The sequence below is a fragment of the Collinsella sp. LCP21S3_A3 genome, assembly GCF_052118905.1.
In the GTDB taxonomy this organism is placed as follows: domain Bacteria; phylum Actinomycetota; class Coriobacteriia; order Coriobacteriales; family Coriobacteriaceae; genus Collinsella.
This window is the reverse complement of the sequence record NZ_JBQKGH010000024.1, coordinates 1-17,905: the sequence shown is the minus strand read 5'-3', so window position 1 is coordinate 17,905 and position 17,905 is coordinate 1. Positions and strand designations below refer to the sequence as shown.

At 59.1% G+C, this 17,905-nt stretch carries 13 protein-coding genes, 1 tRNA gene and 1 other RNA gene; 8 read left to right on the top strand and 7 right to left on the bottom strand.

What is annotated here, in order from left to right; all coding sequences use genetic code 11:
• Positions 1-321: 321 nt before the first annotated feature.
• Positions 322-960, top strand: a complete 639-nt coding sequence (locus tag ACTQ0H_RS08590; protein ID WP_427795287.1) for a VTT domain-containing protein — start codon at positions 322-324, stop codon at positions 958-960.
• Positions 961-1,119: 159 nt separating this feature from the next.
• Here ACTQ0H_RS08590 and ACTQ0H_RS08585 read toward each other — a convergent pair whose 3' ends face one another.
• The 5 genes from ACTQ0H_RS08585 to ACTQ0H_RS08565 form a co-directional block, all read right to left on the bottom strand.
• On the bottom strand, positions 1,120-2,478 hold the full coding sequence (locus ACTQ0H_RS08585; protein ID WP_441548057.1) for an SPFH domain-containing protein: 1,359 nt from the start codon (positions 2,476-2,478) through the stop codon (positions 1,120-1,122).
• 3 nt (positions 2,479-2,481) lie between these two features.
• Positions 2,482-3,204, bottom strand: a complete 723-nt coding sequence (locus tag ACTQ0H_RS08580) for a zinc ribbon domain-containing protein (protein ID WP_441548056.1) — start codon at positions 3,202-3,204, stop codon at positions 2,482-2,484.
• Positions 3,205-3,214: 10 nt separating this feature from the next.
• The gene (locus tag ACTQ0H_RS08575) at positions 3,215-4,717 is read right to left on the bottom strand and encodes a DUF4839 domain-containing protein (RefSeq protein ID WP_441548055.1); all 1,503 of its coding nucleotides are present in this window, start codon (positions 4,715-4,717) and stop codon (positions 3,215-3,217) included.
• 241 nt (positions 4,718-4,958) lie between these two features.
• Positions 4,959-6,602, bottom strand: a complete 1,644-nt coding sequence (locus ACTQ0H_RS08570) for a serine/threonine-protein kinase (RefSeq protein WP_441548054.1) — start codon at positions 6,600-6,602, stop codon at positions 4,959-4,961.
• Positions 6,603-6,734: 132 nt separating this feature from the next.
• Positions 6,735-7,187, bottom strand: a complete 453-nt coding sequence (locus ACTQ0H_RS08565) for a helix-turn-helix domain-containing protein (protein WP_138340479.1) — start codon at positions 7,185-7,187, stop codon at positions 6,735-6,737.
• Between the two features lie 350 nt (positions 7,188-7,537).
• Between ACTQ0H_RS08565 and ACTQ0H_RS08560 the strand changes: the two genes are divergently transcribed.
• A complete protein-coding gene (locus ACTQ0H_RS08560) occupies positions 7,538-8,590 on the top strand; it encodes a branched-chain amino acid aminotransferase (RefSeq protein ID WP_427728837.1) in 1,053 nt (350 codons plus the stop codon).
• A gap of 549 nt (positions 8,591-9,139) precedes the next feature.
• Here ACTQ0H_RS08560 and ACTQ0H_RS08555 read toward each other — a convergent pair.
• Positions 9,140-9,691 carry a LemA family protein gene (locus ACTQ0H_RS08555; RefSeq protein WP_427719860.1) on the bottom strand — a complete coding sequence of 184 codons (552 nt, stop codon included), beginning with the start codon at positions 9,689-9,691 and terminating at the stop codon, positions 9,140-9,142.
• 211 nt (positions 9,692-9,902) lie between these two features.
• Here ACTQ0H_RS08555 and ACTQ0H_RS08550 point away from each other — a divergent pair, with 211 nt between their 5' ends.
• Positions 9,903-10,487: a TetR/AcrR family transcriptional regulator gene (locus tag ACTQ0H_RS08550; protein ID WP_441548053.1), complete on the top strand. Its 585-nt coding sequence runs from the start codon at positions 9,903-9,905 to the stop codon at positions 10,485-10,487.
• 2 nt (positions 10,488-10,489) lie between these two features.
• Here ACTQ0H_RS08550 and ACTQ0H_RS08545 read toward each other — a convergent pair.
• Positions 10,490-10,579: transfer RNA gene (locus ACTQ0H_RS08545), tRNA-Ser, on the bottom strand.
• A gap of 51 nt (positions 10,580-10,630) precedes the next feature.
• Here ACTQ0H_RS08545 and tadA point away from each other — a divergent pair.
• The 5 genes from tadA (at position 10,631) to bilS (ending at position 17,434) form a co-directional block, all read left to right on the top strand.
• Positions 10,631-12,412, top strand: a complete 1,782-nt coding sequence (tadA, locus tag ACTQ0H_RS08540) for a tRNA adenosine(34) deaminase TadA (protein ID WP_441548052.1) — start codon at positions 10,631-10,633, stop codon at positions 12,410-12,412.
• A 177-nt stretch (positions 12,413-12,589) separates the two neighbouring features.
• An RNA gene (gene ffs, locus ACTQ0H_RS08535) (signal recognition particle sRNA small type) lies at positions 12,590-12,685 on the top strand.
• 342 nt (positions 12,686-13,027) lie between these two features.
• The gene (locus tag ACTQ0H_RS08530; RefSeq protein ID WP_441548051.1) at positions 13,028-14,911 is read left to right on the top strand and encodes an ABC transporter ATP-binding protein; all 1,884 of its coding nucleotides are present in this window, start codon (positions 13,028-13,030) and stop codon (positions 14,909-14,911) included.
• A complete protein-coding gene (locus tag ACTQ0H_RS08525) occupies positions 14,912-16,771 on the top strand; it encodes an ABC transporter ATP-binding protein (protein ID WP_441548050.1) in 1,860 nt (619 codons plus the stop codon). It begins immediately after the preceding gene.
• Positions 16,772-16,882: 111 nt separating this feature from the next.
• Positions 16,883-17,434: a flavodoxin family protein BilS gene (gene bilS, locus ACTQ0H_RS08520; RefSeq protein ID WP_441548049.1), complete on the top strand. Its 552-nt coding sequence runs from the start codon at positions 16,883-16,885 to the stop codon at positions 17,432-17,434.
• Positions 17,435-17,905 lie beyond the last annotated feature (471 nt).

Here is a 17,905-nt window from a genome sequence, read left to right as displayed (position 1 = left end):
CGTGCCCCCTTCGTCGGTGATTTGTTGTTTAGTCGCTAGAAATCATATGACGGGGTATGGGCCGTGTTCCGCTATGCGGTTGTCAATTTGCGAAAGAAATTATGCGTCACCTATGCGGCCCTATTTGCAGGGTCTGATTTGTCAAATGAGGCTGCAGGGGCTCAGGGCACAGTCCTACTCAGCTTTGCGTGACAGGTGTCAGTTATGCACAGTTGCTGGTAATGAAGTAAGACTTTTGAGGGGTTTGGCCCGCGCCCGCGTAGCAACCGTATACTGGTCAACTTGGACGTATCCGCGCCCACAACTGAGAGGTTTTACTTCATGGGTTTCATCAATTTTATCGCCGAGCTACTCAAAGACCCGCGCACCGCGATTGCCAGCTGGATCGCCGCCGGCCCGCTTATGGCCTACGGCTGCGTGTTCCTCATTATCTTCGTTGAGACAGGCGTGGTGTTCTTCCCGTTCCTTCCCGGCGATTCACTGCTGTTTGCTTCGGGCTTCTTTGCCCATAACGGTGGCTTTAACATCGTGGCCCTGCTGGCCGTAGCATGGGCCGCTGCCATCCTGGGAGACCAGTGCAACTTTATGATCGGTCACTTCTTTGGCAAAAAGATCATCGCTTCGGGCAAGGTCAAGGCCATGACGCCCGAGCGTATCAAAAAGTCCGAGGACTTCTTGGACAAGTGGGGTCACCTGGCCATCTTCCTCGGCCGCTTCTTCCCGTTTATCCGCACCTTTGTGCCCTTCATTGCCGGCATGGGCGGCATGCACTGGCGCAACTTTGTCATCTACAACGTGCTGGGCGGCATTACCTGGTCGACGGTCTTTACACTGCTGGGCTACTTCTTTGGCGGCATCCCCTTTGTGCAGGAGCACTTTGAGTTGCTGATCATTGGCATCGTAGCCGTGTCGATCATCCCGACTGTAGTCGGCCTGGTTAAGGCTAAGCTGGGCAAATAGAACGCCGCATAGTATCCGTGCGCTAAAACCTACACGGTAATAGTTGCGCTGCATAATCCAAAACAAAACGGGATCCGTCGCTTGAAGTCGACGGATCCCGTTTGCGTTTGAGGGGAAGTGGACGCGCGATGCGCTTGGCAGCAAGCGTCGCGCAGCAACTTAATCAACTGGAATCGGCGGTGGGGTGGAGCCGTTATTGAAAAGCGCAGCAATTGCGGGAACGGTTTTTGCGGGCATCCAGTTTGCCATGCCTTCTTGCCAAACGAGAGATTCGGGAGCAAGCGATTTTGAGGCAACCATGGAGCTCAGCGTAATGAGGTCGAACGGTCCGGTTGCGGCGCCGTTGACAGCAACGTGGAAACGATCTTGCCGCGAAATGGGCGGGGGAACGGGGGAGCCAGAGATTCCCGCCGGAGTGTTGCCCATCATGTTGTCCATCGCGCCGGCGATGTTTCGACCGACGGAACCGCCTATGGCCATGCCCGCGGCGATCCCAGCCATGTCCATACCGCCGTTGCCACCGCCGCCGAGGCCGATGCCCGCAGCTCCATTTTCGCCCATATGTCCGAGCGCCTCTGCGCCAGCGACGCCAACGGTGGTTTGCGCTTCCACCTGATAGGCGGGGAAGTTGGCAGTCTGAGTCTGCTTGTGGACGCGATATTGTCCTTCCTCGCGCTCAATACGCAGACGTTCCTGCAGGTTTTCCATTTGAACGCGCTGCATATCATGGATGTTCTTGATGTTGGCTTCGGTTTGGGCTCGGACGGTGGCCTCGGTCACATCGCGTGTTACCGCCATGAGCCGAGTGTAGCCGTCGCTCTCCTCGTCCACGTCGATGGCGGCGATGTCTAAAGACGAGAGCTCTATGCCAAAGACCTTGCGCAGCTGTGGAGAAAGGTCGTTGTTGGCAAGTTCCGAGAGGTCGTCGGTGCGGCCAGCGAGCTGTAAAAGAGGGATCCCGAGTTTTGAAGGCATATTGGCGACAAGAGATTTAACTCTGCGCGAGACCGCATCGCGAACTTGACTTTGAAAGTCTTCGAGCGTGAATTCATCAAGACGGTGGAGCTCGATGAATTCACGGTAATCGGCGATTTGGAAAGTAAGGGTCCCTCGCACGGCAACGGGTACTCCAAAATCGGGGAACCGCTGGTCAAACACATCGAAGTAGCGCACGGCAAAACGTGATTGAACAACCTTGGCAAGATTGATGAAGTAAACCTCTGCCTGAAACGGTGTGCCGCCGCCATATGCCGCCGCGACAAAGCTCGCGATGATGGGCAGGTTGGAGGTGTTGAGCGCCTCATCAAAAGGTCCCTCGATGAACTCTTGGATCGCGTCTTGTCCCTTGCGACGGCAGATGAAAACGGCAACAGAACCCTCGCGCACGCGGAGCGATGATCCCCAGCGGATTGCGTTTTCACGGCGCACATTGTTTGCGGGTCGCCATTTCCAGATGAGATAGTCCTTCTCATCACAGCGGATTTCATCCATCAAGCCGGCGCGATTTTGATTAGCCATGATTTACTCCCCTGAACAAGCGGACATGATGAGGCAAAAAGCTATGATGGCGACATTTACCAACATCACCACAATGGAAAGTCCCCACTTACCCATCCAGGCACGACGCCTAGAGATATACGTTTTCTTTTGAATGTCAGTTTTGAGATCCTTGATCAGCGCAAAGTCCTCGCTGTCACCAAAGAGATGTTCCGCCTTTGCGTATGCCTGATCGAATTTGGAACGCCATGCATCGGCGAGTGCATCCTCTGCGGTGCGATACATATTGGGGGGAGCGATGCAGTTGCCGCTCGCCATGGCGGCGAACTCGATAAGGTCATCTTTATTGTTGGGGATGGGCCAGCTGCGAATCAGGCTGATTTTGCGCTCATCGGTTGCCGAGATGGTGCCTTTTTCGTCCTTCTTGCGTTTTTGAGGTCGTTTGCTCTCGATCAAGTCAAGCTTCTGCGAAAGAAGCGCAATTGAGCCGTCTGCCACGTCGCGGATCCCGTAACCACACGACGGGCAGATGACCGCATTCTTGTCGACAATCTCGCCGCAAGCGGGGCAGCGCGTAATACCGGATTTTGGTTTCGTTTCTTTTGTAGGGGACCCGCTCTCCTCGGTGGGCGCTTGCGAGAAAACGGGTTCACAAGGTGCCGTGGCTGCTTCGATGCGCTTTCCGCAGTTTCCGCAAAAGACATCGCCATCAACGAGCTTTGTCCCGCAGTTTGGGCAGTAGGCCATTATCAACTCCTTAACGTGCCGACATCGAGACGGGATCCAGGTGAAGCAGACACGTCGATGCGTTGTAATCCTTAACTATTGCCTTGATGTGTACGTTTGTGCCGGTTCGGATTTCATCGAGACTGTCGTCAAATCCCATGTCTAAGGTATTGACGTTTTCGTACTGCATTTCGGGACCTTGAGCATGGTTGGGGTCATAGTCGCCGGCGTTGATCAAAACATCCCAGCGCGTGGTGTAGTTGGCGTGCGGGGCGAGGTAGGCGATATTGCCGTCAAACTCAATAGTCTTGCCCGCGTACTTGGACACAAACCAGCTCGCGTCCATGTCGCTGGAGGAGAGCAGCGTCGCAAGATCGGGGCAATTGGCCGTTGTTAGGACGGCATCTTGTTCGGAAGTGGGCTGTGCGGCTTCGGCATTTTGCTCGGGAGAGTCAGTATCTTCCGTTTCTGCTTCTTCGGTCTCCTTCTTTTGGGTCGGCTCACTGTCCGTTTTCATTTTCTCTTTCTTCTTTTCGGTTGCCCGTGATGGTTCCTTTGTGCTGTCGCCACTATCGGTTGACGCCTTTACTTTTAGGCTAATCTCTATCTGGTCATGTTTTGCATATACGGTGCAGCTGACTTTTTCGTTTTGATCGACCTTAAACGTTTTCCTTCCGTCGACGCTTGAGTCGTCTGCTTTCTGGACCCTAAGCGTGTGCTGTCCCTTGTCGAGCGTGAGGTCCCATGAATCTTCGGCTCCGTGGTCGAGGGTCCCGACTTTTTCTGAATCAACGTAGATGGCAAGGTCGTAGCGAGAGAAGAGGAGATTCTCGCTGCAATCTACGGAAAGATGGACTGGATAGCCTGGGGCGTCTTGAACGGGTTCGCTGGTTTTCTTTGAGCCATTTGCACCGAGCGCGATCGCTACGACTGTAACGATGGCAACTATTGCTACGCCGATGCCGGCTATTCCAAGGATTCGCCAAGGGTGCCGGGGCGCATGGTTTGTCCTTAGCTTTTTCCGAGCTTGTGATACCAAGGCTGAGGATTCGCGGGAGATGGAATCAATAACTTTCGTGTTGTGAGCTGTTTTTGGTAGCCGTGCCTTAAAGGACTCGTCGAGCTCGGAGGCATCCCGACATTCGGACGGAGAATCATTCGCCGTAGAGTTCACTTCCTGTTTGCCAGCGGCGCCTGCTGTTGCGTCATCAAGGGCGTCTTTTGCGCGGCTAGCGAGTTCGCCCACGGCGCCGGCCGCGATGGCTCCGGCCTTTGCTGCTAGGCCGCCAAGCGCGTCTGCGGCCGTTGCTAGGCTGTCAGAAAGCTCGTCTGCGGCGGCATTGTTCGTAGGATTGTGGGGGACTGGAGGGATATTACTTGCCTCGCCAGAGGTGGCATTGTCGGAGACGGGCTCGACGGGACCGGTTCGGTGGGTTTCTGGAGTGCATTTGGCGATGTTTATCTCTGAGCCGCATTTAGGACAAAAATGCAGGCCGGGGCGTAACTCGTTTCCGCATTTTGGGCAAAAAGTCATATCTGCCTTCCATAAAAATCGTATGGTTGCGTTCGCCAGCTCGTCGGATATAACTCACGCTTAGGAAGGGAAACGACTCGGAAGAATCGAAAGGGCTTAGGGCGTTGGGGCGCCTTGAGACCCTGTTCCGCTTTTGGCGATCATTTGGCAGCGCTGGTCATTTTATTGTGTGGCTACGAGAGCTGTGATTCCTCAGTTGCCAACTGAATCGGATATGCTGTCGGCGAACGGCCCTCCGGTTCTACCACTGAGCTGCGTAAATATCGCAGCTTGCGTGCGGGGGCGGATTGTGGACGTCGACCGAAACGGGGGTCGTGGAACCGACGGCGGGGCAGTCGGAAAAGTTGTTATAGCCGGCAACGATGTTGCCCTGCTTGTCGCGCAGGATAGCCGATAGGAACACTTGGGTCTTATCAAAGCCGCTCGGAGCGCTTTGGAGTTTGAGCTTTGCCAAGAATGACTGCATACCGTCTGCCCCAGCGGATTCGGTGCTATCGAAAATTTCGTACACCGGTGCTTCGGTGGCGGTGGCAAGTGCAACGCCGCTGGGTGTGACTGCCTCGAACTCAACGCGCGCGGGAGCGGTGCCGTTTCCCGTCTGATCGCCAAAGTAGACGGTTTGGCCGGGCTCGATGGCGCTGTAGATTTTTTCATCCGTAAAGATCAGGTTATCGTCCGCATCGTATCCGGAGACCTTAATGGTGGGAAATGCGATAGCGGCAGGGCCGTCGGAGTTTTTAAGGCCGATGCCAAAATGGACGTACCCGTGCCCATCAACCGACCAGCCTGATTCCGCGATCGAGAGCTCGGCGGACAGGAGGCTGGCGTCGCTTGCCGTATTTGCTTTTTTGGATGTCGAAACGCCATCAGACTGGCCGGCTTGCGATGGGGACGTGGGCCCGTTGCTGCTTTCTCGGCCGGCGTGGAACGTCGAGATGGCAATCGCGCCGACTGCCATCAGCCCGGCAAGCATCGCGGTGACGAGTGCCAGTTTTAGCAACAAGCCGCCAAAGGTCCGCGTCCTGCTTTTGTCTGGATTGCGCTTAGGCGCATGCGTACCCGCTGCCATTTGGGCATGGTCGGCCTGCCCATCTGTGCCAGAAGATGCCCTGTCGTTTCCCGGTCGAGACAAGCCGGCGAGCGCCCCTGCCATCTCTGCTGCAGACTGGAACCGCGCGCTTGGCTCAAACGAGCAGGCGCACGTGATGGCACGGGCGAGCGTCGCGGGTGCATTATCAAGATTCTTCTTAAGAATCTGCTCGTAAGCCTCGTCATCGGGACGGACACCCGTAAGCGCAAAGCCAAGAACGCGTCCGATGGAGTAGACATCACTTCGCGCATCGGTCTGGGCAAAGCCGTATTGTTCGGGCGAGGCGAACCCCCAAGTTCCGAGGGAAGTCGTGTCCTTGCTTGCCCCTTCGACGCGCATGCGGGCAATACCGAGGTCGATGAGGTGCGCGCCGTTCGCGGCAACCACGATATTGTTGGGGGAAATGTCACGGTGGACGATACCGTGTCTGTGGAGCTCCTCGGCCGCCTCGCAAAGCTCGATGCCAAGCGATGTCGTCTCTTCCGGCGTCAACGGCCCATCGGTTTCGATAACTTTGGAAAGCGGCCGACCCGGCACAAAGTCGTAGACGACAACAAAGTGCTCGGGTAGTTCGTAGGTCGCCTCGACGCGGGGAAGGCGGGGCGAGCTGCATTCTGTGAGTGCCGACCATACATTGCGGCGGGCAAGCTCCTGTCGAATCTTCTTTCGCACGAAGGGACCGGCTCCGTCAATCGTGACGAGTTCGGTAATGCCGTCTTCGCCGCGTGCGAGCACCTGCTCGACGCGATAGGTGTCGTCAAGGCTCATGGCATGCATGAGCTGGTTGTCGTTCAAGCCGTCCTCCCTTCATGGTAGCTGGGCAAATGCCCCAAAAATAATATGCCAACGATTGTTCTGTTTGTTCAGTTGGCAACTGAATCGCGTATGGAGCCGATAGAGCTGCGGGGCTCGCGCGGACGTGGGCGTTTATTTGAGTGGGTTGGTTCCCAGAAGCGTTTTTTCACCCAAGCGGTAGAGCTCGTCGTCGGTGCACGCTCGGCTCATGCCGCGTTCGATGCACCAGATGACGATGGCGTCGCGGCGATCCTTGCACCAAAGCTCGGCGACGCTGTCGAGTCTCAGAAGGCGCTGCGTCTCTCGAAGCGTGCAGCCGATGCCGAGTGCCAACATGATGGCGTGGTCGCGGCCGGGGCGGCTTTTGCCGGCAAAGATGTCGTACACAACGGTCGGGTTAAGGCCCGAGTTGCGTGCGACGTCCGAGCGCTTGATGCGGCGCTCGTCGATGAGGCAGCGCAAGTACGAGGGAAGCGTTTGGTCGACGGTTTCGCCTTCGTCCAGATAGGCGTCGATGCTCGAACTGGCCAACAGCCGCTTGAGCAGGTCTTCCGTCAAGTGTTCGCGTTTGTTCTGAGTAGCCAAGGGGGCTCCAATCATCGTCTCGACTTAGAGTATATCGATAGGGCGGTCGCGGGGCGCATGGGGCGAGTGGACGCCGCGGCTTGGAGGACGCCGCGGCTTGGAGGACGCCTATTTACCCTGGTGAATTCCGAAGCAAATGAAAATACTTTACTTAGTTAAAGAAAAACGTTTTATCCGACGCGCGCGGGGAGTACAATCTCGTCCATGCGAATCGACGTGCCATCGGCTTCGATGTTGCCCGCGTGTCCCGTCCGGCTCTACGCTCCGGGCGTGCGACGTTGCGACACGGTCGGCCTCGGTCCTTGCGTGCGGGTTCGCGAGTATGCAACTGTGTATGTAAGGAGCGACATATGACTGTCGAGAAGAAGGATATCGATTGGGGTAGCCTCGGCTTTGGCTACATGAAGACCGATTACAGCTACGAGGCTCATTGGAAGGATGGCGAGTGGGACGAGGGCGGCCTGACCACCGACCACACCATGCATGTCTCCGAGTGCGGCGGCATCTTCCATTACTGCCAGGAGGTCTTTGAGGGCCTGAAGGCCTACACCGCCGAGGATGGCAGCATCGTCTGCTTCCGTCCCGACATGAACGCTGAGCGCATGTATAACTCTGCCCAGCGCCTCGAGATGCCCCCGTTCCCCAAGGACAAGTTCGTTGAGGCCGTCAAGCAGGTCGTTTCTGCCAACGCCGCCTGGGTTCCGCCTTTCGGCTCCGGTGCGACCCTGTACGTGCGTCCGTTTATGATTGGCTCTGGTGACGTGATTGGCGTGGCTCCTGCTCCTGAGTACACGTTCCGCATTCTCGTGACTCCGGTCGGTCCGTACTTTAAGGGCGGCCTTAAGCCCGTTAAGCTGCGCGTTTCCGAGTATGACCGTGCAGCCCCGCATGGCACCGGCAACATCAAGGCCGGCCTGAACTACGCCATGTCTCTCAAGCCCACGATGGAGGCCCATCGCGAGGGCTATGCCGAGAACCTGTATCTTGACTCCGAGTCTCGCACCTATGTCGAGGAGACCGGTGGCGCCAACGTCCTGTTCGTGAAAGAGGACGGCACCCTCGTTGTTCCTCAGTCGCACACCGACTCGATCCTGCCCTCCATCACCCGTCGCTCGCTCGTTCAGGTCGCTCAGGACCTGGGCATGACCGTTGATCAGCGTCCCGTCGAGTGGGCCGAGGTCAAGGCCGGCACCTTTGTCGAGTGCGGTCTGTGCGGCACCGCTGCTGTTATCTCCCCGGTCGGCGAGATTGACAACAAGGTTTATGGTGCCGACGAGACCGTGACCTTCCCGGCTGGCTGCACCGAGATCGGCCCTGTTATGAAGAAACTTCGCGAGACCTTGACTGGTATTCAGTCTGGTGCTGTTGAGGATAAGCACAACTGGGTTTACACCGTCGCGTAAGCTGTCTTGTATGTTCGGCCCGAGGGCGACCTTCCTTTCCGGCGCGTCCTCGGACATGAAAGAACCCCCGCTGCGCACTACGTGCGGCGGGGGTTCTTTCGTCCTGCGGAGTGCGCCTGGGTGTGGGCTCCATAAGGAGCTTGGCCCTAGTGACCCCGCGCAGTTCTGTAGGAAAACCGCGCACCAGGAAGAGGTGCGTGCGCGGTTTTCCGGTTGCCGCTCGCCTGGGGTGGGACGGGGCGTACATTTTTGGGAGTTTTCAGCAGCTGGGTGCGCATGCATACGGGATTTTGGGCGAAAGTCAGGCGCCGTGAGCCGCATCCTGTAGAAAATGAGTGATCCCTGAGGTGCTGAGGGCTCAGAATCAGGGTTTTCAACGCGGTTTTGTGGGCCCGTTCCTGTTCCTTTGGGCTCCAGGATGCTGAAAACTCCAAAATTTGCACGCCGCCCACTGGGGTACCTGTGGGCAAAAAGCAACCGTCCAGCCGAAGTATGCATTCGACGGGACGGTTTATGCATATACCTGATTAAGGATACGCTGCGGATCTGTTAGAACTTGACGGTCGGTGCCTGGCGGGCAGCTTCGGCGGCCTCGAAGCCCTGGCGCTCCTTAAACTGGAAGATGCCGGCAAAGATAACGGCCGGGAACGTCTGGATGGCGTTGTTGTAGCTGAGCACGCAGTCGTTGTAGCTCTGGCGCGCGTAGCTCACCTTGTTCTCGGTGTCCTCGAGCGTAGCCTGGAGCTGCATAAAGTTGGTGTTCGCCTTAAGGTCGGGGTAGGCCTCGGCCACGGCAAAGAGCTGGCGCAGTGCACCGGTCAGCACGTTGTCGGCTTCCATTTTGGCCTCGGGGGTGGTGGCGCTTACGGCGGTGTTGCGCGCGTTGATCACGGCGGCGAGCGTGTCCTGCTCGTGCTTGGCGTAGCCCTTGACGGTCTCGACCAGGTTGGGGATCAGGTCGTTGCGGCGCTGCAACTGCGTGTCGATGTTCTGCCAGGCGTTATCGATACGATTGCGCTTGGTAACCATGTTGTTGTAGATGCCGGCGATGGCGCAGACGATCACAACGACAACAACGATACCGATGATGACGGGAAGCATGATGTCTCCGTTTCGAATGGCAGCGGCGTTTTGCGCCGGCCGTTGTTGGTATAACGTATCTAGTATACCCGCAACCTTTGGCGGTGCCGAACTTTCCGGTAAGCGTTTTGTTTCAACCAGGGAGGGGGCGCCAATATCGAACGGTTGGTACAGGTGTAAGATATGCGACAAATTACGGAATGCTGTCTACGCCTTGAGGATGGCGATACGGATGGACCTTCGCATCAAGAAAACCTATCGTGCCCTGTTCGACGCCTTTACCGAGCTTTTGGAAGAGTATCGGTTTGAGGATTTGACGGTTGCCATGCTTTGCGACCGGGCCCTGATTCGCCGCACGACGTTCTATAAGCATTTTCGCGATAAAAACGATTATTTTGCCTTCTATATCGATGAGCTTATGACGGGCTTGCCGCAAAACCAGACCGACGCAGCGGACGCGGAGCCGCTTGTGGATGTACAGGCGCTTCGCCATGAGGTCTTTGACGATGCCATGAATATGGTACTGGCGCATGAGCAGCTCATGGATAACCTTTTGGCGAGCAGCATGTCGGGCATGCTGACCGGCATGATTTGCGACCGCATCGCGCGTTCCATCCGTGAGCGCGTGATGCGGTCGCTTGCCGAAGACGCCCTGGCGCCCGTTTCGCTCGAGACGACATCGGAATTTATCGCCGGTGGCATTATTCGAGTGTTCACAAATTGGTGGGAATCGGGCCACGATCTTGAGCGTCGACCCGAGATGGCCGACGTGGTCGATGCGCTGTTTGAGCGCACCATGACGCCGGTGAATCACTAAGGTGGCGGAGAGAGGGGGATTCGAACCCCCGGAACGCTCTCGCGCTCAACGGTTTTCAAGACCGCCGCATTCAACCGCTCTGCCATCTCTCCGTGAGTCGTAATGATAGCATCGTTTTGAATTTGCAACAGGGAAGGCGAACGATGACGATCACCGAAATCGACGAGAAGTTCATGCGCGAGGCGCTGGCGGAGGCGCGTGCCGCTGCGACAGTGGGCGAGGTGCCGATTGGTGCTGTGGTGGTGCGTGCGGGCGAGATTGTCGCGAGGGCGCATAATCGCCGTGAGCTCGACCAGGACCCTTCGGCACATGCCGAGTTTTTGGCCCTGTGCGCCGCCGCTCAGACGCTTGGGCGTTGGCGCCTTTCCGATTGTACGGTCTACGTGACGCTCGAACCCTGCTGCATGTGCGCGGGGCTTATGGTTAACGCGCGCGTGGGGCGTTGCGTGTATGGTGCGGCCGATGCCAAGGCGGGCGCGGTGGGCTCGCTGTATGACCTCAATGCCGATTCGCGCCTGAACCATCGGTTTAATGTGACCGCCGGCGTGCTGGCAGACGAGTGTCGTGAGGTGTTGAGCGGCTATTTTAGTGGGCTGCGTGACACCGATGGTGCTGTCTGCGGTTGTGGGGCCGATCTTGAGGCGCATGTCGCTCATGCCAAGGCACTCACGTGTGCCGAAGATATTGCCGTTGAGGCGGTCGATTTTGGTGTCGCGTGCCGCCGGCCCCGCCGTGTGCTGCTGGCGATCGATTCCTTTAAGGGCAGTTTTTCGAGTGCACAGGCGGAGTCGGCGGTTGTCGAGGGTGTACGCCGCGCTTGGCCCGATGCCGATGTGTGCACATTGCCGCTGGCAGATGGTGGCGAGGGAACGCTCGATGCCGTCGCCGCGCGCGGCGGCGAGCTTGTGACCTGCGAGGTTGCAGGCCCCTTGGGCGACCGCGTGTCTGCACGGATGCTGGTGGACGGCGAGCACGAGTCGGCTGTAGTTGAGATGGCCGAGGCGGCGGGCATCGGGTATTCGCCCTGCACGGAATCGGCGGCGTTGGCGGCCACAACCTATGGCGTGGGCGAGCTCATGCTTCGCGCGGTCCGTGCTGGGGCAAAGACTATCTATATTGGCTTGGGCGGCAGCGCTACCAACGATGGCGGCGCCGGTATGCTGCAGGCGCTGGGCGCGCGCGTGGTCGATGATCAGGGCTGCGATGTCGCCCCCGGTCTTGCGGGCCTTGAGCAGGTATCGAGCGTTGATTTGGCGTCGGCGCTTGAGGTACTGGGCGGCGTGCGTGTCGTGGTGCTCTCCGATGTCGAGAACCCACTCGTGGGGCGCCGAGGCGCCCTGACGGTGTTTGGCGGGCAGAAAGGCCTGCCGACGGGTGACGTCGAGGCGCTGCGCGGGTACGACGGCTGGATGGTCGGCTACGGTCGTCTGCTCGATGCGGCGATTTTCGAGATGCGAGCCCAGAAGCTTCTGCGCGCGCCCGAGGGTGCACGGTCATTTGGCTCGGTGCTTGGTGTGCCCGGTGCCGGTGCCGCCGGCGGCTTGGGTGCCGCGCTGCTGGCGCTCGGTGCGGAGCTGCGCTCGGGCGTGGAGACGGTGCTCGATTTGATTGGGTTTGACGAGTGCGTTCGCGATGCCGACCTGGTCATAACGGGCGAGGGCAATATGGACGAGCAATCCGCCGCCGGTAAGGCGCCGGTGGGCGTGGCCCGTCGTGCAAAGCGATATAGCAAGCCGGTGGTCGCCGTCGTGGGCGGTCGTGCCGACAACCTGGATGCGGTGTATGGACAGGGTATCGACTTGGTTCTGCCGGTCTGCCGCAGACCCATGCCCCTTGACCAAGCGCTCGACCCCCAGGAAGCCACAACTAACCTCATCTGTGCCGGCGAGGCAGCCGCTCGAGCCTACGACCTCGGCCGTATTTAAGTTTATCCAGGCAAGTCTCAATAAGTTGCGGTGGAATAGTTCCTGTTTTTGGCCTTGGGCCGTAAAGCAGGAACTATTCCACCGCAACTCAAAAGTAGTCTTTTTGGCCCCGTCCCAAATTAGCTACCTTGCCCCATCGGGCAGGAGCGGGTAAGATATACCGAGCGCCAAGCGCGCTCGATGGGTTCGGATGACGACATGTTCCGAATCTGGTCAGGTCCGGAAGGAAGCAGCCATAAGGAGCCTCTGTCGGGCATCCGAATCCATCGAGCGCACGGGCGCTTTTTGGTGCCGCGAAGTGGTCCCGGTGCCGGCGGGCTGTTTGGTGTCTCGCTGGTCCTCGGCTTTGCCTGCGGGATCGCTCGACTACCAAACAGCCCGCCGGCACCGGGACCACTTCGTCCAAAAATCACCCGTAGAGGGCGCATTTATCTGAACAATTCAATCCCGTGCTTAGCGCCGCTCGCTGGCGTTGCCAAAACATCGGCTGCTACATGCCTTGGGCGCTAGTGACCGTCGCCCTTACATCTGTAACGAGTTGCTTACGCATCTCCAGGGCTCGCCGTACTATCATGAATCAGATTGAAGAGAGATGATGATAGGGAGCGCCTTTTTATGATTGAGCTGCTCAGGCGTTTTGGTGGTAAGTTTCGCCGGTATATGGTGATTGGCCCTGCGTGTAAGTTGATCGAAGTGATTTTTGACCTGCTTACGCCGCTCGTGATTGCCCAGATGATCGATAAGGGTATTGGCGCACGCGATGTCAACGCCGTCGTCCACTACGGTATGGTGCTCGCCGCCATGGCTGTGATCGGCATCTCGTTTACGCTCGTCTGCCAAAAGATGGCGGCGCTCACCTCGCAGGGCATGGGCACCGACATCCGCGGCGCACTCTACCAGCACATCAATAAGCTGAGCTATGCCGAACTCGATCGCTTTGGCACGCCGTCGCTCATCACGCGCATCACCAACGACGTCAACCAGGTGCAGCTTGCCGTGGCGCTGGGCGTGCGCATGCTCATCCGCTGGCCCTTCCTGGCGGTGGGCTCCATGTGCGCGGCCCTTGCCATCGACCTTAAGCTCGGCGTGATCTTTTTGATTTGCACGCCCGCCATCGGCTTGGTGTTTTGGTTTGTCATGGCGCGCTGCATTCCGTACTACAAGCAGCTGCAGGCAAAGCTCGACCGCATCGCGCTTGTCTGCCGCGAGGGGCTTTCGGGCGCCCGTGTGGTCCGCGCCTTTGTGCGCGAGGATCACGAGCGCGAGCGCTTTGCCCTAGCCGCCGATGAGCAGGCGCATGTTGCCATCGCGGTGGGCAAGCTCTCGTCGATTCTTAACCCCGTCACGTTTTTGGTGATGAACCTAGGCGTGTGCGCCATCCTGTGGGTGGGCGGCATCCAGGTCAACGTGGGCGAGCTTACGCAGGGCCAGGTTATGGCGTTTGTGAACTACATGACGCAGACGCTCACCTCCATCGTGTACGTCGCCAACCTGGTCGTGGTCTTTACCAAGGCGAGCGCCAGCGCGTCGCGCATCAACGAGGTGTTCAATTGTGAGCCGAGCATCACCGACGAGGGCAACCAGCCGGTCGCGCTGCCCAAGCCGAGCGAACTGGCGGGTGGCGCTGTTCCGGTTCCCGCACTGAGCTTTGACCATGCGAGCTTTTCGTTTGGCGCCGGCGCTGTCAACGCCGTCAACGATGTGACCCTGGAACTGCCGGCGGGCAAAACGCTCGGCATTATCGGCGGCACGGGTAGCGGCAAGTCCACACTCGTCTCGCTTATCCCACGCCTGTACGATGCGAGCACCGGCAGCGTGAGCGTGATGGGTGCCGACGTGCGCACCTGGCCGCTCGACCAGCTGCGCCGTGTGGTCGCGACCGTTCCGCAGCGCGCGTCGCTGGTGAGCGGCACCATCCGCAGCAACTTGACCTGGCGCGACGAGGCGGCAACCGACGAGGAGCTGTGGGCGGCGCTCGATATGGCGCAGGCCAGCGAGTTTGTGCGCAACAAGCCGCAGGGGCTCGACGCCCCGGTCGAGGCGGGCGGTAAGAACTTCAGCGGTGGCCAGCGTCAGCGCCTGACTATCGCGCGTGCCTTAGTGGGCTCGCCGCAGGTTCTGATTATGGATGACTCCGCGTCGGCGCTTGACTTTAAGACCGACGCGGCGCTTCGTCATGCCATTCGCGAGCGCAGCGTGCGCGGTGCCGCCGAGGGCGGGCTGCCGCTGACGACTGTCATCGTGAGCCAACGTGTCTCGACTGTTCGCGATGCGGACGTGATTTGCGTACTCGACCACGGCTCGGTCGCGGGCTTGGGCACGCACGATGAGCTGTATGCAAGCTGCCAGCTCTACCGCGAGATTTGCCAGTCGCAGCTTCGCCGCGAGGAGCTCGAGGGTCAGCAGGGGGGTGCGGCGCCCACGCCCGCTCCAAGCCCCGCGCCCGTCCCAGGCGCCCCGACCGCCCCCGCATTCGTCTGCGCAAAGGAGGGCTGCTAAATGAATCCGTACACTTCCTCCGGTTCGGTCGCCACGATGACGGCCAACGTGTCCGGCAACGATAACCTCAACGACCTGGGCGACGGTCCGCGCCAGCCCGGCGACCCCGAGCGCTATCCCGTGGGCGCGGTAACTCGCCGCCTGCTGGGCTATGTTCGTCCGCACCTCATTTCGTTTGTAGCGTCGTTTGTGAGTGCCGCCGCTTCGGTGATCTTGCAGCTCTACACGCCCATCCTCGTCGGCGAGGGCATCGACCTGATCGTCGCCGCCGGGCAGGTGGACTTCGACGCGCTGCTGCCGCTTGTCACCAAGCTCGCGATTGTCGTCGTAGGTGCTGCGGCTTTCCAGTGGCTGCAGGGCTACTGCGTCAACCGCCTGTCCTACGAGACGGTGCGCGACATGCGCGTGGAGGCGAGCGACAAGCTCAGCCGCATGCCGCTCAGCTTTATCGACAGCCATGCCCACGGCGACCTTATGGGCCGCGTGGTTAACGACGTCGATCAGGTGGGCGATGGCCTGCTGCAGGGCTTTACCCAGCTTTTCACCGGCGTTATCACCATCGTGGGCACGCTCGCGTTTATGCTTTCCATCAACCTGACCATGACGCTCGTGGTGGTGCTCGTCACGCCGCTTTCCATTTTTGCAGCCGGTGCTATTGCCAAGCTCTCCAACAAGAGCTTTACGGCACAGCAGCGCATCCAAGGCCAGCTCGGTGGTCATATCGAGGAATACGTGGGCGAGCAGAAGCTTGTCGACGCCTTTGCCTATGGCTCCAACGCGCAAGCGAGCTTCGATGCCCTCAATGTCGAGCTCTACACCGCGGGCGAGCGCGCGCAGTTTATGGGTTCGCTCTCCAACCCCGGCACGCGCTTTATCAATAACATCATCTATGCCGTGGTCGCTGTGATCGGCTGCGTGGGCGTGATCACGGGCGTGCCGGCGGCGCTTACGGTGGGCGGCGTGCAGATCTTTCTGTCCTATGCTAACCAGTACACCAAGCCGTTCAACGAGGTCACCAACGTTATTACGCAGATCCAGGCGGCGTATGCCTCGGCGCGCCGCATGTTTGCGCTGCTCGATGCGCGCGAGCAGGAGCCCGACGCGTCGGACGCTATAGAGCTTGCCGCACCGCAGGGCGAGGTCGCCTTTGAGCATGTGGACTTTAGCTACGTGTCCGACCGCAAGCTGCTGCAGGATATCTGCATCGAGGCCAAGCCCGGCATGCGCTTTGCCCTGGTCGGCCCTACGGGCTGTGGCAAGACAACGCTCATCAATTTGCTGCTGCGTTTTTATGATATCGATGCCGGCCGCATTGCGGTCGATGGCCGTTCCTCGCGTGACTACACGCGCGCAAGCCTGCGCCGTGCCTTTGGCATGGTGTTGCAGGATACGTGGCTGTTCGAGGGCACGGTGGCAGATAACATAGCCTACGGCTGTCCCGATGCCACGCGCGAGCAGGTTATCGAAGCTTCCAAGCGCGCGCATGCGCACAAGTTTATCGTGCAGCTGCCGCAGGGCTACGACACGGTGATTGGCGAGGACGGCGGCACGTTTAGCCAGGGTCAAAAACAGCTGCTGTGCATCGCGCGCGTCATGCTCACCGACCCGGCGATCTTGCTGCTGGACGAGGCGACCTCGAGCATCGATACCCGCACCGAGCTGCAGGTACAGGCGGCATTCGACGAGCTCATGGCCGGTCGCACAAGCTTTGTGGTGGCGCACCGCCTGAGCACCATTCGCAACGCCGACTGCATTCTGGTGATGCGCGACGGCGAGATTATCGAGCGCGGCACACACGACGAGCTGCTGGCGGCAGACGGCTTCTATGCCGATCTTTACCGCAGCCAGTTTGCCCAGTAGGGGCCACCGATTAGCGGCAGGTGGTTTACATCTGTCACGTTGGTACTAAGATATTCATCTAATAAATTGCATTAGTGGCTTTAGTTTTGGGGGAAACGAGGCAACGTGACTATGACGTGCTCTTTGGTGGTTAACAGCAAGAGCGGTAATACCAGGATGGTTTCGGGCGCGATCAAGCGCGCTCTGCAGGCTGCGGGTGTTGAGTTTGTCCATGCCGCGGCGTTGAGCGACGATGCGGATGCAGATCAGGTTGCGCTCGAGGCGCAGGGCGCCTGCGCGGCCGACACGGTGCTCGTCGGTTTTTGGTGTGACAAGGGCGCGTGCACGCCTTCGGTCGCGGCGTTGCTCTCCACCTTGTACGGCAAGCGCGTCTTCTTGTTTGGCACCTGCGGTTTTGGCGCCGACCAGAGCTATTATCAGCAGATTATCGATTGCGTGACCTCCAATTTGGCCAATGATGCCGAGCTTGTAGGTTGGGCGATGTGCCAGGGCAAGATGGGCCCTGCGGTCAAGCAGCGCTACGAGGCCATGCTCGAGCAAGATCCCGACAACGCCCGCGCTAAGTTGCTGCTCGACAACTGGGTTGCCGCGAAGGACCATCCGACCAAGGAAGATCTGGACAACATGGCGGCAGCCGCCAAGAAGGCCGTGCTGGGCGAGTAGGTCTATCGCCGTCGTGCGTGCGAAATAATACAGAAGCGCAAGCCTCGAAATCCTCGAGGCTTTTTCTTGACACTCGCGGGAGCAACCGTGGCAAGCGTGTGGGGCGACATTTTCCATCACCCCGATGACGAGGCCGTCCTGGAAGACACGCTCTCCTGCATCCGCTGGATGTATTGAGCGTGGGACGGGCTTTCCAGATGGGCAGGGTTTCGGAAAGTGCGTCCCGGAATCGGCGCTCAGACTGGGATACACTTTCCGCTTTACGCCTTGTCCGGAAACTGTGTTCCGGAATTAAGGCTTGGAATGGGATGCACTTTCCGGTTGAGAGCCTTAGCGGAAAGTGCGATCCGGAATTTACTCGGGACTGCGGACGATTTCTTGGACCGTTACGCGGCCCTTCCCAGCGCGGCGCGGAACTCGGCCGGCGTGCGGCCGCCGAGCGCATCGCTGCGCCTCTCCGTATTGTATCGG

Excerpts from the sequence above, each read along its gene's own strand:
- ACTQ0H_RS08560 (WP_427728837.1), top strand. The coding sequence starts at position 7,538 with ATGACTGTCGAGAAGAAGGATATCGATTGGGGTAGCCTCGGCTTTGGC.
- ACTQ0H_RS08590 (WP_427795287.1), top strand. The coding sequence starts at position 322 with ATGGGTTTCATCAATTTTATCGCCGAGCTACTCAAAGACCCGCGCACC.
- ACTQ0H_RS08530 (WP_441548051.1), top strand. The coding sequence starts at position 13,028 with ATGATTGAGCTGCTCAGGCGTTTTGGTGGTAAGTTTCGCCGGTATATG.
- tadA (WP_441548052.1), top strand. The coding sequence starts at position 10,631 with ATGACGATCACCGAAATCGACGAGAAGTTCATGCGCGAGGCGCTGGCG.
- bilS (WP_441548049.1), top strand. The coding sequence starts at position 16,883 with ATGACGTGCTCTTTGGTGGTTAACAGCAAGAGCGGTAATACCAGGATG.
- ACTQ0H_RS08525 (WP_441548050.1), top strand. The coding sequence starts at position 14,912 with ATGAATCCGTACACTTCCTCCGGTTCGGTCGCCACGATGACGGCCAAC.
- ACTQ0H_RS08575 (WP_441548055.1), bottom strand. The coding sequence starts at position 4,717 with ATGACTTTTTGCCCAAAATGCGGAAACGAGTTACGCCCCGGCCTGCAT.
- ACTQ0H_RS08550 (WP_441548053.1), top strand. The coding sequence starts at position 9,903 with ATGGACCTTCGCATCAAGAAAACCTATCGTGCCCTGTTCGACGCCTTT.
- ACTQ0H_RS08580 (WP_441548056.1), bottom strand. The coding sequence starts at position 3,204 with ATGGCCTACTGCCCAAACTGCGGGACAAAGCTCGTTGATGGCGATGTC.
- ACTQ0H_RS08585 (WP_441548057.1), bottom strand. The coding sequence starts at position 2,478 with ATGGCTAATCAAAATCGCGCCGGCTTGATGGATGAAATCCGCTGTGAT.
- ACTQ0H_RS08555 (WP_427719860.1), bottom strand. The coding sequence starts at position 9,691 with ATGCTTCCCGTCATCATCGGTATCGTTGTTGTCGTTGTGATCGTCTGC.